At 63.7% G+C, this 16,632-nt stretch carries 17 protein-coding genes and 1 pseudogene; 12 read left to right on the forward strand and 6 right to left on the reverse strand.

Going from position 1 to position 16,632, the window contains the following annotated elements:
• Window positions 1-41 precede the first annotated feature (41 nt).
• The 3 genes and pseudogenes from fghA (at window position 42) to FJ428_RS01065 (ending at window position 2,154) form a co-directional block, all read left to right on the forward strand.
• Window positions 42-875, forward strand: a complete 834-nt coding sequence (gene fghA, locus FJ428_RS01055) for an S-formylglutathione hydrolase (RefSeq protein WP_140878775.1) — start codon at window positions 42-44, stop codon at window positions 873-875.
• Window positions 876-902: 27 nt separating this feature from the next.
• Window positions 903-1,028: pseudogene (locus tag FJ428_RS01060) on the forward strand (isocitrate/isopropylmalate family dehydrogenase); the annotation flags it as partial.
• A 55-nt stretch (window positions 1,029-1,083) separates the two neighbouring features.
• The gene (locus tag FJ428_RS01065) at window positions 1,084-2,154 is read left to right on the forward strand and encodes a tartrate dehydrogenase (RefSeq protein WP_140878776.1); all 1,071 of its coding nucleotides are present in this window, start codon (window positions 1,084-1,086) and stop codon (window positions 2,152-2,154) included.
• A gap of 41 nt (window positions 2,155-2,195) precedes the next feature.
• Here the strand turns inward: FJ428_RS01065 and FJ428_RS01070 are convergent, their stop codons facing one another.
• Entirely contained in the window at window positions 2,196-3,131 is a 936-nt protein-coding gene (locus FJ428_RS01070; protein WP_140562362.1) for a LysR family transcriptional regulator, read from the reverse strand.
• A 77-nt stretch (window positions 3,132-3,208) separates the two neighbouring features.
• Between FJ428_RS01070 and FJ428_RS01075 the strand changes: the two genes are divergently transcribed.
• Entirely contained in the window at window positions 3,209-3,736 is a 528-nt protein-coding gene (locus FJ428_RS01075) for a hypothetical protein (protein WP_140514462.1), read from the forward strand.
• A gap of 64 nt (window positions 3,737-3,800) precedes the next feature.
• On the opposite strand, the gene FJ428_RS01080 is transcribed toward FJ428_RS01075, so the two are convergent.
• The 3 genes from FJ428_RS01080 to FJ428_RS01090 form a co-directional block, all read right to left on the reverse strand.
• A complete protein-coding gene (locus tag FJ428_RS01080; RefSeq protein ID WP_140655507.1) occupies window positions 3,801-4,547 on the reverse strand; it encodes an SDR family NAD(P)-dependent oxidoreductase in 747 nt (248 codons plus the stop codon).
• Window positions 4,548-4,606: 59 nt separating this feature from the next.
• Window positions 4,607-6,118 (reverse strand): altronate dehydratase family protein, encoded by a 1,512-nt coding sequence (locus FJ428_RS01085; RefSeq protein ID WP_140763505.1) that lies wholly within the window; start codon window positions 6,116-6,118, stop codon window positions 4,607-4,609.
• 193 nt (window positions 6,119-6,311) lie between these two features.
• The gene (locus FJ428_RS01090) at window positions 6,312-6,986 is read right to left on the reverse strand and encodes a GntR family transcriptional regulator (protein WP_140562356.1); all 675 of its coding nucleotides are present in this window, start codon (window positions 6,984-6,986) and stop codon (window positions 6,312-6,314) included.
• Between the two features lie 312 nt (window positions 6,987-7,298).
• Between FJ428_RS01090 and FJ428_RS01095 the strand changes: the two genes are divergently transcribed.
• The 8 genes from FJ428_RS01095 to FJ428_RS01135 all read left to right on the forward strand — a co-directional run bounded on the left by FJ428_RS01095 (window position 7,299) and on the right by FJ428_RS01135 (window position 15,050).
• Entirely contained in the window at window positions 7,299-8,798 is a 1,500-nt protein-coding gene (locus tag FJ428_RS01095; RefSeq protein WP_140878777.1) for a sugar ABC transporter ATP-binding protein, read from the forward strand.
• Window positions 8,795-9,793: an ABC transporter permease gene (locus tag FJ428_RS01100; RefSeq protein WP_224519085.1), complete on the forward strand. Its 999-nt coding sequence runs from the start codon at window positions 8,795-8,797 to the stop codon at window positions 9,791-9,793. Before FJ428_RS01095 ends, FJ428_RS01100 begins: the two co-directional genes overlap by 4 nt.
• A complete protein-coding gene (locus FJ428_RS01105; RefSeq protein WP_140878967.1) occupies window positions 9,793-10,788 on the forward strand; it encodes an ABC transporter permease in 996 nt (331 codons plus the stop codon). The genes FJ428_RS01100 and FJ428_RS01105 overlap by 1 nt, the downstream gene beginning before the upstream one ends.
• Before the next feature lie 14 nt (window positions 10,789-10,802).
• Entirely contained in the window at window positions 10,803-11,741 is a 939-nt protein-coding gene (locus FJ428_RS01110; RefSeq protein ID WP_140878778.1) for a sugar ABC transporter substrate-binding protein, read from the forward strand.
• Between the two features lie 163 nt (window positions 11,742-11,904).
• Window positions 11,905-12,120: a KTSC domain-containing protein gene (locus tag FJ428_RS01115; protein ID WP_140525095.1), complete on the forward strand. Its 216-nt coding sequence runs from the start codon at window positions 11,905-11,907 to the stop codon at window positions 12,118-12,120.
• Between the two features lie 133 nt (window positions 12,121-12,253).
• On the forward strand, window positions 12,254-12,934 hold the full coding sequence (locus FJ428_RS01120) for an aspartyl/asparaginyl beta-hydroxylase domain-containing protein (RefSeq protein WP_140878779.1): 681 nt from the start codon (window positions 12,254-12,256) through the stop codon (window positions 12,932-12,934).
• A gap of 404 nt (window positions 12,935-13,338) precedes the next feature.
• The gene (locus FJ428_RS01130; RefSeq protein WP_224519086.1) at window positions 13,339-14,019 is read left to right on the forward strand and encodes a GntR family transcriptional regulator; all 681 of its coding nucleotides are present in this window, start codon (window positions 13,339-13,341) and stop codon (window positions 14,017-14,019) included.
• A gap of 197 nt (window positions 14,020-14,216) precedes the next feature.
• The gene (locus FJ428_RS01135; protein WP_224519090.1) at window positions 14,217-15,050 is read left to right on the forward strand and encodes an SDR family oxidoreductase; all 834 of its coding nucleotides are present in this window, start codon (window positions 14,217-14,219) and stop codon (window positions 15,048-15,050) included.
• A 6-nt stretch (window positions 15,051-15,056) separates the two neighbouring features.
• Here the strand turns inward: FJ428_RS01135 and FJ428_RS01140 are convergent, their stop codons facing one another.
• Window positions 15,057-15,932 (reverse strand): SMP-30/gluconolactonase/LRE family protein, encoded by an 876-nt coding sequence (locus FJ428_RS01140; protein WP_140514479.1) that lies wholly within the window; start codon window positions 15,930-15,932, stop codon window positions 15,057-15,059.
• Window positions 15,929-16,588, reverse strand: coding sequence for a GntR family transcriptional regulator (locus FJ428_RS01145; RefSeq protein ID WP_140497561.1), 660 nt, complete (start codon window positions 16,586-16,588; stop codon window positions 15,929-15,931). The genes FJ428_RS01140 and FJ428_RS01145 overlap by 4 nt, the downstream gene beginning before the upstream one ends.
• Window positions 16,589-16,632 lie beyond the last annotated feature (44 nt).

Here is a 16,632-nt window from a genome sequence, read left to right on the forward strand (position 1 = left end):
GCTATGTCGGACGGAAAGGTCATGACGAAAAGGCAGAGTTGATGAAAGTCGTTTCCACGTCCAAGTCGCATGGCGGCGTCCAGGGTGTTTATTCGCACGCTTCAGAGGTCTGCGCCTGCGACATGACCTTTGCCGTCTTCGTGCCGCCGCAGGTCAACGATGGGCCGGTGCCGGTGCTGTGGTATCTTTCGGGTCTCACCTGCACTCATGCCAATGTCATTGACAAGGGCGAGTACCGGCGCCTGGCGGCCGAGCTTGGTCTCATCGTGGTCTGCCCCGACACCAGCCCGCGCGGTGCCGATGTGCCGGACGAGAAGGATAATTGGCAGTTCGGCTGCGGCGCCGGTTTCTATGTCGATGCGACGCAGCAGCCTTACGCCAGGAACTACCGTATGTATTCCTACGTCCTCGACGAGCTGCCGGGATTGATCGCCGCGAACTTTCCTGCCGATATGGCGCGCCAGGGCATATCGGGGCATTCGATGGGCGGACACGGCGCGTTGACGATCGCGCTGAAGAACCCCGACCGCTTCAGGAGTTGCTCGGCCTTCGCGCCGATCGTTCAGCCGACGACTGCTGGCTGGTCGCGGCCTGCGCTCGAGAAATATCTCGGCGCCGACGACAGGGACTGGCGCGCCTATGACGCCACGCTGCTTATCGAGGACGGCCGCCGTTTTGGCGAGTTCCTGGTTGACCAGGGCACGGCCGATGGGTTCCTTGACGAAGGCCTCCGTCCGTGGCTGCTCGATGAAGCCTGCAAGAAGGCCGGCATCGACCTCACCTTGCGCATGCAGGAAGGCTACGATCATTCCTACAACTTCATCTCGACCTTCATGGACGATCACCTGAAGTGGCATGCCGCTCGGCTAGGCTGAAGAACCGCCGGGCATCATCAGCGGTAGGGCCTGTGCATCGGCGAAGGCGACATAGCCACGGCGCAAGCGGCGCACGGGTCCGCGCCCGATATCGCCGGCAAGGGCATCGTCAATCCCTATGCGATGATCGAATCCACCCGCATGCTGCTGCAATGACTTGGCCACAACCGCGGCGCCATCGTCGCTGCCATCGAGAAGGAAACTGAAAATGTCCTCGCATAGGATCGCCGTCATCGGCAGTGACGGTATCGGGCCGGAGGTCGTCGAAGCCGGCGTGAAGGTGCTGGAAGCCCTGACCGCTGTCGAGCCGGGTCTGGCCTTCGACTTCAAGCGCTTCGACTGGGGTTCCGATTATTACCGCCGCAACGGCCGCATGATGCCGCAGGACGGCCTCGGGCAATTGGAGGGTTTCGATGCGATCTATTTCGGCTCGGTCGGCGATCCGAACCTTCCCGACGACGTCACCCTCTGGGGGCTGCGCCTGGCCATCTGCCAGGGGTTCGACCAATACGCCAACGTGCGGCCGACGCGCCTCTTGCCCGGGCTGACCGGCCCGTTGCGGCCCGATCTCGGCAAGCAGATTGACTGGGTGATCGTACGCGAAAACAGCGAAGGCGAATATGCCGGCGTCGGTGGTCGCGCCCATCGCGGACTGCCTATCGAGGTCGGCATGGATGTCGCCGTCTTTACCCGCGCCGGGATAGAACGCATCGCACGTTTCGCCTGCGAGCTTGCGCTGTCGCGCCCCCGCAAGCTTCTGACGGTTGTCACCAAGTCGAATGCGCAGCGTCACGGCATGGTTCTGTGGGACGAAGTCGTGCGCGGCGTGCTTCGCGACTATCCCGGTCTCAGCGTCGACTGGATGCTGGTGGACGCCATGACCCAGCGCATGGTCAACAAGCCCGGCAGCATCGACACGGTTTTGGCGACCAACCTGCATGCCGACATCCTCTCCGACCTGGCCGCCGCGCTGGGTGGATCACTCGGCATCGGCTCGACGTCGAACATCGATCCCTCGCGCAGCCGGCCGTCCATGTTCGAACCCATCCACGGTTCGGCCTTCGACATTGCCGGCAAGGGCGTCGCCAATCCGCTCGGATCGTTCTGGACGGCGAGCCTGATGCTTGAGCATCTCGGCGAGCAGGCCGCCGCGCGGCGCCTCATGGTTGCGATCGAGCTTGTCACGGACCGGGCGGAATATCTCAGCCCCGATCTCGGTGGCACCGCGAGCACCGCCGAGGTTACCGCCGCGGTGATCGCGGCCCTTCTCGCCAATTAGCGCGGCACGAGCAGGCAAGCACGTCACCGAGGGCGGTGGCCTCAGGGAGTTCGCGCGCCTTCGGCGTCCGTCCCCCGATATTTCACATGCTCTATGAACGCGCGCAGCTTGGGCAGGACCTGGCGTCTGTCGGGATAATACAGAAAAACGCCCGGCGTCGTGACGGCGAAGGGCGTGAGCAACGCTTGCAACCGGCCATCGGCAATCGGGGCTTCGGTGAGAGGGCCGGGCACCTGTGCAAGTCCGACACCTTGGATCGCCGCGCCAAGCAGTGTCGGGTAATCATGCGCGACCAGCGGCCCGGAGACGATTGCCTCGACGGTCTTGTTGCCGTCGATGAAGGGCCAGGGCGCGATCGATCCGTTGGAGCGGCGCATGCGCAGGCAGGCATGGCCGCGCAGATCGTCGAGGCGCTCCGGCCGTTTCTGCCGGCGCAGATAGCCAGGGCTGCCGACGACCACGAGCGGGAACGGCGGCGTCAGCCGAACCGCGACCATGTCGGCGGCGATGAACTGGCCGAGCCGGATGCCGGCGTCGAACCCCTCGGCCGCCAGGTCGACCAGCTCACCGCTTGCGGCGATCTCCACCTCTACTTCGGGATAGGCCTGGCAAAAGGATGCCACCAGCGGCTCCAGCAGGATCGGCACCACGGCGCGCGGCACAGAGAGGCGCAACAGCCCAGTCGGCCGCTGCCCAAGTTCACGTGCGACTTCGCTTGCGGCGACCAGTTCCTCGAAAGCGGGCTTTGCGCGCGAAAGGAACCGTTCGCCGGCTTCGGTCAGGCCGACGCTGCGCGTCGTGCGCATGAAGAGCGCCGCACCGACGCGCACCTCGAGCGCGCGCACCGCCTGGCTGATCGCCGATGGCGTGACGCCGAGCTCCGCGGCCGCTTTTCGGAAGCTGCGGTGTTGCGCGACGCCGAGGAACGCCTCCACGCCGTCGAGCGCACCTTTCCGGATTGTGAAGTTCTGCTTCATGCCCCGTCAACATTATCGCGAATAGTCGACCGCTGGAAGCGGGCGTAAATTGCGCCTTACATCTCTTGGGAGGCCATATGTCGCCTGCAACCATTTTCCTGTTACATCTCGCTCTAGGCTACGTGCCTTGGCTGCTCTGCGTCGGCGTGTATGTCTTGCCCCGGCTCAGATCCGTCAACCTGGTCGAGGCGCAACGTGCCATCGCCACGCTGCACAGCTTCCGCTTCTTCGGGCTTGTCTTCATCGTTCCAGGCGTCGTCGGGCGCGATTTGCCGGCTGATTTCGCCACCTTCGCCGCCTATGGCGACTTCGCAACCGGAGTGTTGGCCATGCTGGCGCTTTTGACGACGAGGATACGTCCGCTGTTCTGGTTGTCCGTCGTCGCGTTCAATCTCGTGGGGACGATCGATATCGCCGTCGACTACTATCACGGCAGCCAAGCCGGTCTTCCTGAGCTGGCGGGGCAGTTGGGCGCTGCATACGCGATCCCCGTAATCTATGTCCCACTGCTGATGATCACGCACGTCGTCGCGTTCTACCTGATGGTGCGCCCCCAGATCCAGGCAGCTCGAGTCTTCGCAGGCGACGCGGCCGCATCTCCGTGAGGCAGCAAGTGCCGGTGTACCGGCGCGCCGCGGCGCAGACGCTTCGCGGCGCGCGGGTATTCGACTAATAGGTCGTGCGCCCGCCCGACAGGTCGAAGGTCGAGGCGGTGGTGAAGCTGTTTTCCTTTGAGACGAGCCAAGCGACCATGGCGGCGGCCTCGTCGACCTCCAGCAGACGGCCGCGTGGAATGCGCGAGCGCATGTATTCGATGTGCTCGGGCGTGAGCTGTTCGAGGATTCGAGTCTGCGCGGTGGCCGGCGAGATGCAGTTGACTGCAATGTCATACTGCGCGAGCTCCTTGCCGAGCGATTTGGTCATGCCGATGACCGCCGCCTTCGAAGCGGAATAGGCGGCGGCGTTGGGATTGCCTTCCTTGCCAGCGACGGAAGCGATGTTGACGATCCGCCCGTAATTGCGCGCCTTCATCCCGGGCACCACGGCGCGGTTGGCGTAGAAGGTGCCGTTGACGTTGATGTCGATGATCTTCTTCCACGTCTCTATGTCGTAGCTGTCGAGCGGGGCGGCGGGACCGGCAATGCCGGCAGAATTGACCAGGATGGAGATTTTGCCGGCGCTCTCCTCGGTTTTTGCCCGCGCGGCGTCCACCGTCTCCCAATCCGCAATGTCGACGACCAGGGTCGTGGCGGCCTTGCCAAGGTCGCGCTTGGCCGCTTCGAGGCGCGCCTCGTCGACGTCCCATAAGGTGACCGTCGCGCCGGAGGCGACGAAACGTTTGGCCATCGCGAAGCCGAGGCCTTGCGCGCCTCCGGTGACCACGGCGTGTTGGCCGTCAAGATCGATCCTGTTCATGCCGAGCGTTCTTTCTGGTTGAGTGAATTGAGGTTGCCCGTTGCGGGCGGGCGATGTCGCTACATGGTAGCGCCGAGGTTCCAGGGCACGAACTCATTGTCGCCGTAGCCCAGCAATTCCGATTTGGTACGCGCGCCCGATGCCACGCGCAGGATCTCTGCGAAGATCTCCTGGCCTTTGTCGTCCAGCGTGACGCCGTCGAGGATGTCTCCGCAATTGATGTCCATGTCCTCGCGCATCTGCTCGAAAATGAAGGAATTGGAGGCAAGCTTGATCGAGGGTGTCGGCTTGCAGCCGAAGGCCGAACCGCGCCCGGTGGTGAAGCACAATATGTTCGCGCCGCCGGCGACCTGGCCGGTTGCCGAAACCGGATCGTAGCCGGGCGTGTCCATGAAGACGAGGCCGCGTTCGTTGATCGGTTCGGCATATTCCAGCACCGCGCGCAGATTGGTCGTCCCGCCCTTGGCGGACGCGCCGAGCGACTTCTCCAGGATCGTCGTCAACCCGCCGAGCTTGTTGCCGGGAGACGGGTTGTTGTTCATCTCCATGTCGTGCTTGGCTGTGTAGTCCTCCCACCAGCGGATACGCTCGATCAGCTTCTCGCCGACCGCGCGGTTTTCCGCACGCATGGTGAGCAGATGTTCGGCGCCGTAGATCTCCGGCGTCTCGGACAGCACCGCCGTGCCGCCTTGCGCGACAAGCAGGTCCACGGCGGCGCCAAGCGCCGGATTGGCGCTGATGCCGGAATAGCCGTCCGACCCGCCGCATTGCAGCGCGAGCACCAGTTCGGAGGCCGGTTGTGGCGTCCTTTGCGCGGCGTTGACCATGGGCAGCATATCGACGATCGCCTTGACCCCTGCCTCGACCGTCTTGCGTGTGCCGCCAGTCTCCTGGATCGTCATCGTGCGGAAGGTCGTGCTCTCCTCGATATTGTAGGACTGCATCCAGCGCGGAATCTGGAACGCCTCGCAGCCGAGCCCAACCATCAGCACGCCGCCGACATTGGGGTTCGTGGCAAAACCCCACTGCGTGCGCTTCAAGAGGTCGTAAGCGGGGCCTTTGGTGTCAATGCCGCAGCCAGTGCCATGGACGAGCGAGATCACGCCGTCGACATTGGGATAGTCGCGCAGGATGCCGCAGCGGTTGACCTCTTCTACGATGAAGCGGGCGACGCTGGCCGAACAATTTACCGAGGTCAGGACAGCGATGAAGTTGCGCGTCCCGACCTTGCCGCTCGGCCTGCGGTAACCCATGAAGCTCGCGCGCTCGGCTTCAGGGACGACAGGCGTTTGCTTGGCGTTGGTGCCGAACAGATAGTCGCGTTCGAAATTGCGCAGATATACATTGTGCTCGTGAACCCAATCGCCGGCGGCGATCGGTCCGCGGGCGAATCCGATGGTCTGCCCATATTTCACGACCGGCTCGTCCGAAGCGATGTCGCGGATCGCCATCTTGTGGCCGCGCGGTATGCGCGCCTTCGCGGGCATGTCGCCTGCCTTGTCGCCGATCATCAACGGATCGATCGCCAGAAGGATGTTGTCGGCATGCGAAAGCTGGATGAACCGCGCCATTACAAACTCTGAAAAAGCCCCCGTCGGCACAATGCCGCCGAATGGATCGGAATACTAATATAATAGGACGTCAACGGTCAAGCTGCGAACATTGCTCGCCGGGCATCGGCAAACCGGCCGGATGGCAGGTTACAGGTCGACGCTGAATGGACCTGGAACCTCCGCCGCCCGTCTCAGCGCTCAGTCGAGGTCGTCAGTCGAGAAGCTCGGCGGCGACTTCGAGCGTGTTGCGAAATGACGTCTCGAGGTGATGCTCCATCGCCTGTGCGGCGCCCTCGGCGTCGTGACGCTTCAGCGCGTCCAGAATGGCCTCGTGCTGCTCGATCGTTTGCTCGCCATAGCCGGGCTTCGGAATGGCGAGATAGCGGCCGCGATCCATCTGCGCCTTTGAGATGTCGACGGCGCGCCAGATCATCGGCAAGCCGCATATTTCGGCGATGGTGCGGTGAAAGACATCGTCGAGCTGAATCGCTGTGGCGTACCTGCCGCGCGCAATGGCGAGCTTATGCGCGGCCATGTTGTCTTCCAGCAATTCACTGGCAGCCGGCGTCAGCTTGGCGGCGGCGCGCCTGGCGCTCTCCATTTCCAATGCGCGCCGGATGACATAGGCTTCCTCGAGGTCGGCCCGGCTGATGGGAGCAACGTAGGTGCCGGTCTGCGCCAGGATCTTGACGAGCCCTTCGTCGCTGATACGTTTGACCGCTTCGCGCACGGGCGTGCGCGAGACGCCCAGCGCTTCGGCAATTGCGATCTCATTGATGACCTCACCCGGTTTCAGCCGTCCGACGACGATCATGTTGCGGATCTTGTTGTATATCTGGTCGCGCAGCGGGAGGGCTCGATTGAGGGTCGAAGGATCTAGATCCATGGAAAATCCCATCGTTCGTCCACCTGAAATGGCAAAATTATTCGAATGTCAAACGGAATGCACCTGCTTGCGACGCGGGGTTCGTTGCGATCCGACGCCAGTGACGGGAGCGGTCAGATCCAGCTTGCCAGAACTATTATATTAGTGCAATAGTGCCGCCCGTTGCGTGATTTTCAGCCTATGGTGAAGTGCCTGGTGCGGATACGCTGAAAGGGGCCTTCGGGCCGGCTCAAGGTGGGCCGAACCGTGCCCGGAAGTGCATTATACTAACATAACGCTGCCCCGCATGCTACCAGGGAGGACCAAGCCTAGATGAGTGCCGCCGCCGATTGTGCCCTGGACATGAGAGGCATCTCCAAGGCTTTTCCCGGCGTGAAGGCCCTGTCGAACGTCAATTTCGCCGTCCGGTTCGGCACCGTCCATGCGGTCGTCGGCGAGAATGGCGCCGGCAAGTCGACGCTGATGAAGGTGCTCAACGGATCCTACGCTCCGACCGCCGGCACTATCCTCGTCGGCGGCGCCGAAGTGCGCATGCGGCGCCCCGCCGATGCCCAGGCGCTCGGCATTCGCATGGTGCACCAGGAGATCAATCTTGTTCCCGACCTGACCGTCGCGGAGAACGTCTATCTCGGCCGCATGCCCGGCAAATGGAGCTGGCTGCGCAAGGGCGAAATGGTCAGGAAGGCCGCCGCCGTCCTTGACGAGCTGGGCGCGGCCATCAGCCCGCGCGCGCGGCTCGGCGACCTGTCGATCAGCCAGCAGCAACTGGTCGAGATCGCCAAGGCCTATGCGGCGCAGCCCAGGATCATCGTGCTGGACGAGCCGACATCGAGCCTGAGCGAGCACGAAACTGCGGCGCTGTTCCGGATCCTTCGCAAGATGCGCGATGACGGCATCGCCATCGCCTACATCAGCCATAGGCTGAAGGAGGTTCTCGAGATCGCCGACGAGGTGACCGTGCTGCGCGACGGCTCAATGATCGAGACCCGTCCGATCGACGGCATAACCGCGGCCGAGATGATCAGGCTGATGGTCGGCCGCGAGGTCGCCAACGTGTTCCCGAAAAGCCCGGCCGCGATCGGCAAGTCCGTGCTGCGTGTCGAACGCATCGGCGACGGGGCGCATTTCCGCGATGTCAGCTTCGATGTGCGCGCCGGCGAGATACTGGGCTTGACCGGACTGGTCGGGGCGGGGCGCACCGAGGTAGCGCGCGCCATCTTCGGCCTGTCGCGGCTGGTGGAGGGAACGGTCAGCGTCAACGGGCGCAAGGTCGCCATCAACTCTCCTTCCGAGGCGGTGCGAGCCGGGATCGCCTACGTCCCCGAGGACCGCAAGGGCGACGGCATCGTTCCGGGCATGTCGGTCCGCGAGAACATCAGCCTGCCGATATTGCGGCGTCTGACCAGCTTCGGCCGCATCAGGCGCAGCGCCGACCGTTCGCTGGCGGCGACCTATGTGAAGCAGTTTTCCATTTCGCCGCCCGACGGGGAGCGGCGCATCAACCTGTTGTCGGGAGGCAACCAGCAGAAGGCGGTCATCGCCAAATGGCTCGCGGCCAAGCCCTCCGTGCTCGTCCTCGACGAGCCGACGCGCGGCGTCGACGTCGGCGCCAAGGCCGAGATCCACAGCATCATCGGCCGGCTTGTCGCCGACGGCATGGCGGTGGTGATGATCTCATCGGAACTGCCCGAAATCCTCGGCGTCTGCGATCGCGTCGTTGTGATGCGCGACGGCCGCGCATCGGAGGCGCTCGCCCGCGCCGAACTGAGCGAGGAGCGCATCATGGCGCTGGCGACGGGGGAGGCTGCATGACTGATGCGGCCATGGAGACCAGCGGGGCGAACCGCAATGACCGCTTCACGCGCGGCAGCAGGCTTGCCGATGTCCTGTCCAAGGCGGGGCTTGGCTTCGCTATCCTTGCAGTGGTGCTCTACGGCTCATTCGTCAGCCCCGCCTTCTTCACCACAGGCAATCTGCTCAACGTCCTGACCTCGATGTCCATTGTCGGCATCGTCGTCGTCGGCATGACTTTCGTGCTTGTGGCAGGCGGCTTGGCGGACCTGTCGGTGCCGGCCACCATCGCCTGCGGGGCCATCCTCTCGCTCGGGCTGCAGCCAATGATCGGGCCGGTTCCTGCCTTCGTCCTGGCGGTGGCGCTTGCGGGCCTTATCGGCCTGCTCAACGGCGTGCTGGTCGGCTATGTCGGTATCAATCCCATCATCGCCACGCTCGGCATCGGCACCATCGGGCTGGGCATCGTGCAGGCGGCCGTCGGCGGCGTCATCGTCTATGGCAACAATCCCGCTTCGGCCGAATTCGCCAAGGGCCGGCTCTTCGGCGTCCCGGTCGTGGTGCTGATTTTCCTGCTGATTGCCCTCATAGGCCATTTCCTTCTCTCGCGCTCCTTCTGGGGCAGGTGGACGCTCGCCACGGGCGGCAATTACAGCGCCGCCGAGGCGAGCGCGGTGCCGGTGGAGGCGGTGAAGGCCGGTGCGTTCGTGATCACGGCGTTGGCTTCGGGCGTCAGCGGCGGCCTGCTGGGCCTGACCTTGCAAAGCGCGCGGCCGCTGATCGGCGCCGGCTACGAGTTCAGCGCCATCACCGCGGTCGTGGTCGGCGGCGTGTCGATCATCGGCGGTTTCGGCTCGGTGCCGAGGGCGATCGCGGGCCTGATCTTCGTGCAGCTTCTGACCAACGTCATGGTGCTCGACGGCGTGCGCACGCCGATCCAGGGTTTTGTCCTCGGCATCCTGATCGTCGGCGCCGTCGGCATGGACGTGGCATTGCGCAAGCGGGGGGTGGCGTGATGCGCTTCCTGGCGCTTGCCTCGCGGCACAAGGTGGTGATCATCCTCGGCCTGACGCTGATCATTTCCGCCCTGGCGGTTCCGGGTTATTTCTCCGCATCGACCCTCGGGCTCGGCCTCGACCGGGCGGCGACGATCGGCCTGATCGCCATTGGACTTACGGTACTTCTGGTCGCCGGCCAGATCGACCTCTCCGGCGGCGCCGTGTTCGCGCTGGCGGGGATCATGTCGGTCATCCTGCAGCGCGAGATCGGCATCCTGCCTGCCGCACTTGTCGGTATCCTGGTCGGCATGCTGGCAGGCGCCATCAACGGCGCGCTGGTCGTCGGGCTGAAGGTGAACTCGCTAGTGCTGACGCTGGCGACGATGCTGATCTTCCGCTCGCTCGCGCATTGGATCACCAACAGCCAGCCGGTGACCGGCACCGACATCATGCTTTCGCTGGCGTTCGCCAAGATCCATCTCGAAATCTTCACCATCCGCAGTGCGCTGTTCATCGTTCTGATCGTGCTGCTGCATGTCTGGCTGACGCGTACCATACCGGGCCGAAATGTCTTTGCGGTCGGGTCCAATCCGGCGGCGGCCAAGGAGAGCGGCATCGCCTCCGATCGCATCGTTTTTCTGGGCTTCGTCTTCGCCGGCACGCTCGCCGGTCTCGCAGGCGTTCTCCAGAGCCTCGTCACCAACACCGGTTCGCCCGTCTTCGGCTCGGAACTGACGGTCGCCGTCATTGCCGCGGTCGTGGTCGGCGGAACCCGCCTCGAAGGCGGCAAGGGATCCGCGCTCGGCACGCTTGGCAGCGTGCTGACGATCGGCTCGCTGACCATCGCGATGGAGTTCCAATCCGTTCCCGCATACGTCCAGCAGGTCGTGTCGGGGCTTATCCTGATCCTGCTCGTCGTGCTCGATCGGGCCGTGACTACCAAGGGGAGGGCGCCGGGCACAGGCCCCGCGCTCATTCGCGACAATCCAATCACTCAAGGAGGAAATAGATGATCGGGAGGAAACCTATGGTTGGCAAGAAAAGCATGCTCCACATTACCGCCATGGCGGTAATATTGGCCTCGACGGGCTGGGCCAGTGCAAAGACGGTCTGCTACGTCACGGCCGCGGATTCGCATGCCTATGCGACGCCGGCCAACAAGGCGCTCCAGGCGCGCGCCGGCGAGCTCGGCATCGAGATCCTGAGCCTCAGCCAGGATTTCGACGTCCAGAAGGGCACCGAGCAGCTCAACACCTGCGTCGCGCGCAAGGTTGACGGCATCATCCTGTGGCCGCTCGACCCGCAGGCCTACATACCGGGCCTCGCCCGCGCACAGCAGGCGAACATTCCCGCGATCCTCATCAACTCGCCGATGAGCGACGATGCCAAGCCGTTCATCAAGTCGTTCACCGGGCCCGACGTTTACGAGGAAGGCAAGCTTGCGGCCGACTCGCTCAGCAAGGCGCTTGGCGGCAAGGGTTCCGTCGTCATCATCGCCGGCCAGGCCGGCAACGGCACGACGATCGGCCGCGTCGGCGGCTTCACCGATCGTCTCAAGGAAACCAGCGCCGACATCAAGGTGCTCGATACGGTCAATGCCGATTTCGACCAGCAGAAGGCGCTGGTGGTCAGCCGCGACCTGATCACCCGTTTCGGCGACCAGATCAGCGGCGTCTATGCCAATGACGACACCACGGCGCGCGGCTTCATCGACGCCTGGAAGGAGGCCAATCCGTCCAAGGCGGCACCGCCGATCGTCGGCATCAATGGTCAGAAGGATGCGTTCGAATCGATCCGCACCAACGAAATGTACTCCACCATCGTGCAGTCGCCGGTCGAGGACGGCCGCCTGGCGATCAACACCATGGCGGAGATCATGGACGGCAAGGAGGTCAAGGACCGTTTGCCGATCCCGCTGACGGTCGTCACCAAGGACAATGTCAACGCGGTCGAGCCGGCGTTCTGATCCCTTGGGGCCGGCTCGGTAGAACCGGGCCGGCTCCTTCATCTGCTGGCGCGGACGGACGATCCGGCTGCGCTGCTCGTTATAGGAAGGCTGCCAGCCAAGGCTGCGCGGCACAGTTGGAACTTCCGTTTGCGCCCCGGATTATCCATCCGGGAGAACGCCAATGCCTTCTACGGCCATCCGCAGCACACAGTACCATCCCGCCACCAGGGTGCTTTCGGTCTGGTTCGTACCGAGCGGAAACCGCTATGACTACGAAGACGTGGAGCCCGAGACCTACGCTGCCTTCAAAGCCGCCTCTTCCAAGGGACGCTTCTTCAATGAATTCATACGGGATCGCTACAGGTTTCGTCTGGTCGAACGCGCCCCTGAACGCTGATGCACGCCAGCAACAAAGCGCGGTATCGCGGGACTGTTCGTCGGTCACGAATTCGTGCTGACAGGCATACGCCTAGCAAGATCAGCAACTTAATTGCCGGATATTCGTTTCATGATGTCCTCGAGGCCATGAAATGTCTCAAGTTTACGATCTTGCATCCGGTCTGGTGCGGCGGATCTACGAAAAGCGCATCGACGCGCCGGCGATCCTCGATACCGCCAGCGAATTTCCAAACGCCACTAAGTTCACGGCCGCCTGGCAGGCCATCCGCGACGAAGCGCTTGCCGTGGGCAAGGCGCCCCGCTTCCACGACATCATGCCTGAACAGGCCGACATCTCGGCCAATGACGGTCGCGACTGGCGTATGTTCGTGCTCAAGGCCTACGATGTCGCGGTTCCCCAAAACCTCGCGCGAATGCCGGTCCTCGACCGGCTGCTTGCAGAATGCCCTGAGGTGAAGTCGGCGGCGATCTCTTTCCTGGCTCCGGGCAAGCACATTCCCAGCCATCGCGGCCCTTTCAGGGGCATAATGAGGTTCCATCTCGGCCTGGTGATCCCGCGACAGGCAGATGGTCGTCCGGCGACGGTCATGATGATCAATCATCAGGAGAGGCGGATCGCCGACGGCGAGTGTCTGTTGTGGGACGACACGTTCCCTCACGAAGTGACAAACAACGCCGACAAGCCTCGCGTGGCCCTGCTTTTGGATATCTGGCGTCCACGAATGCCGCCCGACATGGAAATCCTGTCACGGCTGATCGTCTACGGCGTGCAGGCAGGCATGCGCCGCAGAGGCGTGTCCTTTTCTGCGTGAGGAGGCCCGCGGGCCATGGGCTCGCCGAGCGCCTTGGCGCGTCAGTCGCGTGGGCCCGCCACCATCCGTGCGATCCGTGTCATGTCCGTGCTCATTTCACGGTCATCGTCAAGCGGGCTGACAAGGGAGCGCACGGCGGCGAAGGTGCGCTGCGGTCCGTCGCCATGCCGTCGACGACACCGCGCAATTCCACCCCGTAGCCGTAAAGATAAGTTCCATCGCAACGAGATAACGCAGCCGCTCGACGATTTCGGCTGTCTTGGCCATTCCCGTTCCGAAGGTTCGCCGCGGCAACTTCGCAGGCGCATCGCCGCCGGCTTGCAACTCTTCTCGTACACATGGATACCTATATCCGAGAATGAAGCTTTCCCCTAAGCTGACGATACGTGAAATGGGAGCATGGATTGCGCGGATTTGGCGAAGGCTTGATCGAGAGGCCGCAAACGGTTGCCGAGCAGGTCGCCAATGTCTTGCGCGAGGCCATTGCCAGCGGGACCCTGAAGGCCGGCACGACGTTGCGCCAGGATGATCTGGCCGAGCAGTTTGGCTTCAGCCGGATGCCGATCCGGGACGCGCTTCGTCAGCTCGAGGCCGAAGGCATCGTGTCCATCCACCCGACAAAGGGTGCGCACGTCGCCAGAATGGACGGCGACGAGATCCGAGAGATCTATGCCGTGCGCGAACTGCTCGAGTGCGAGGCACTGCGGCTCTCCATTCCCGGCCTGCCCGGCGGCAAGCTGGACGAGGCCGAACAGGTGCTCGATCAGATCGATGCCGAGCGCAATGTCGGCAGGTGGGGCGTGCTGAACCGGGCCTTTCATCTGGCGCTTTATGACGCCTGCGGCAATCGCCGATTGCTCGGCCTGATCGAGGCGCACCATAATGCAGCCGACCGCTACGTCCGTATCCTGTTGTCGAACCTCGACTACCGCGCCCGCTCGCAGACGGAGCATCGCGACCTCTTGGCCACTTGCCGGCGACGCGACGCCGGCGAGGCCGTCAGCGTTTTGACGCAGCATCTGCGCCAAGGCAGCGAGACACTGGTCAACGCCATAGAAGGCGACGGTCTGTCGCGAAAATCTTAGAATCTTTGTCCAATTCCGATGGGCGCGCGTGACGGGCTGTACGCCTTCGTCTAGCCGCTGCCGTCAGGGACGCTGCTTTTCAGCCTGCCTGATTTGATCAAATGGAAGAATTGGTTCTGGATTTCTCCCTGAAAATGCGTTTTGAAGAGCACTCCAAATAAAAGTGTGATCAAATTGGAAAGGCTGGGCTATTGACGGTGCAAAAGGAAGAGATCGACATCCAGAATGCGCTGGCTCTTGCCGAGCGCTTCACGATGGCTGGCCGGCGCGCCTTGGTGACCGGCGGCAGCGTCAGCATCGGCCGTGAGATCGTGCGGGTTTTTGCCGAGGCGGGCGCCGATGTGGCCGTCCATTTCGCTCGCGACGCCGACGTGGCATTCGGGCAGCCGGATGCGGCCGCCGAAGCTGTCCGTGAAATTCGCGGGAAGGGCAGGCGCGGCGTCGCCATCGATGCTGATTTCGCTCGGGCCGGAGAGGCGGCTCGCTGTGTCCAGGCGGCGATCGAGGCGTTGGGTGGTGTCGACGTGCTTGTCGTCTGCGCCTCGATCCAGTACCGCACGCCTTTCCTCGATCTACCCGCCGAGCAGATCGAGCACCAGATCCAGATCAACTTCAAGGCGACGATCGAATTGCTGCAGGCCGCCTTGCCCGGCATGAAGGACAATGGCTGGGGCCGTGTGCTGACGATCGGCAGCATCAACCAGACGCGGCCCGAATCCGATCTCGCCGTCTATGCCGCGCTGAAGAGCGCGCAGCACAATCTGTCATTCAACCTTGCCAAGGATTATGCGCCACACGGGGTGACGATCAACAACCTGTCGCCCGGGCTTGTCGTTACCGAGCGCAATCGCTGGCGCCGCGAGGACGCGGCCAAATGGGCGGAGATCCAGAAGGGGTCCGCGCCGATGCAGCGGGCCGGCGAGGCGCGCGAGATGGCGGGAGCGGCGTTGCTGCTTTGCTCCGACGCCGGCAGCTTCATCACCGGGGCGGACCTGCAGGCGACGGGTGGCCGCCATCTCGGCTGGCAATAGCCGAGATTAACCGGCAAAAGCCGGCTCCGGCAGTCCCGCCACGCCGACGTCGAGTGCAAGCAGGCAACCCGCCAGGGGCTCGTTGGCCAGTTGATCCTCCGTCAGCTTCTGCGTTGCGGTCGTCACGTACAGTGTCTTCAGGCCTGGACCGCCGAAGGCGCAGGAGGTCGGCTGAGTGACTGGCAGAGGGACCAGCCTGTCGAGCCGGCCATCGGGCGCGAACCGTGCCAGCGAGCCGCCCTGGTAGCGCGCATTCCAGAGGAAGCCGTCCGCATCGACGGTGGCGCCGTCGGGCTTTCCAGGCGCCGCGTGCCGGTCGGCGAACAGAGACCACGGCCCCACAAATCCGCTCGCCGGGTCGAAATCCGCCCGCTCTATGTCGCCTTGCCGCGTATCCGTGAAGTAGACGGTACGGCCATCCGGGGCAAAGGCGATCGCATTGGGCACGGCGATCCCGTCGCGGATCCGGCTCGAACTTCCGGCGGCGTCGATCCGGTAAAGCGCCCCGGACGCATGCAGCCCATAGTCCCACATGCTGCCGCAGATTATGCCGCCGCCGGGATCGCACTTCATGTCGTTCAGCCGATGCTCGGGCGGCCCATCCTCCACGCGCGCCAGCAGGCTCAGTGCGCCGCTGGCGGGATCAAATGCGTGGAGACCTTGCCGCAAGGCCACGACGACACCGCCCGATGCTCGTGGAACCACCGAGCCGATGACCTCAGGCATCGGCCACGATGTCACCGCTCCTGTCTCGGGCCGCAGCCTGTGCAGGCAAGGACGCCGCAGATCGACCCAGAACAGCTCTCCGCCCCGCGCCAGCCATGTCGGCGATTCGCCCAGCGTGTCGCCCGTCGACGCCGCGACCTCGAACCCGGCCGTCATTGCCGGCCGATATCGGGTTTGGGATCGACGGCGATGCGCGCCAGGAGGTCGTGTTTGGCCTTTTCGATATGCGCGCCCATCAAGGTCGCCGCCGAGCCGGCATCCTGGCGCTCTATGGCCCGGATGATATGGCGATGATCGTCGATGACGCCATGGAAGCGCCCCTCGTCATAGCCGTAGCGTTGCCAGATCGCCGCCACCAGTAGCCAGTTGCGATCCACCATCGACAGCGCGCCCGGATTGCCGGCCGCCTCGTTGATGACGCCGTGAAAGATGTTGTTGGCATGTGGGACGGCAAGGAAGTCGTCGCTGGCCACTCTTTGCTCAAGCATGTCCTGCGCGGCCTTCAGATCGCGCAGGTGCTCGGCGGTGCGCCTTTCGCTGGCGCGCCGCGCCAGCATCGTTTCCACGGCGCTGCGGATATCGAACAGGTCGATCACAAACGACATGTGGACCGTCCTGACACTGGCGCCGCGATTGGGTTCCAGCACGACCAGTCCCGTGCCGCTCAAGGCGCGCAAGGCCTCGCGGACCGGCATGTGGCTTACGCCATAACGGCCGGCGAGATCGTCGATCCTCAGCCTTGCCCCGAATGGAATGGCTCCGGAAACGATGTCGTCACGAAGAAGCTTCTGAACGTCGGGAATACGCGCCATGCATCCAAGCCTACCCTGATTTGAGCAAATATTGCTCGCACGGC

This window comes from Mesorhizobium sp. B2-8-1 (assembly GCF_006440955.1).
GTDB lineage: Bacteria > Pseudomonadota > Alphaproteobacteria > Rhizobiales > Rhizobiaceae > Mesorhizobium.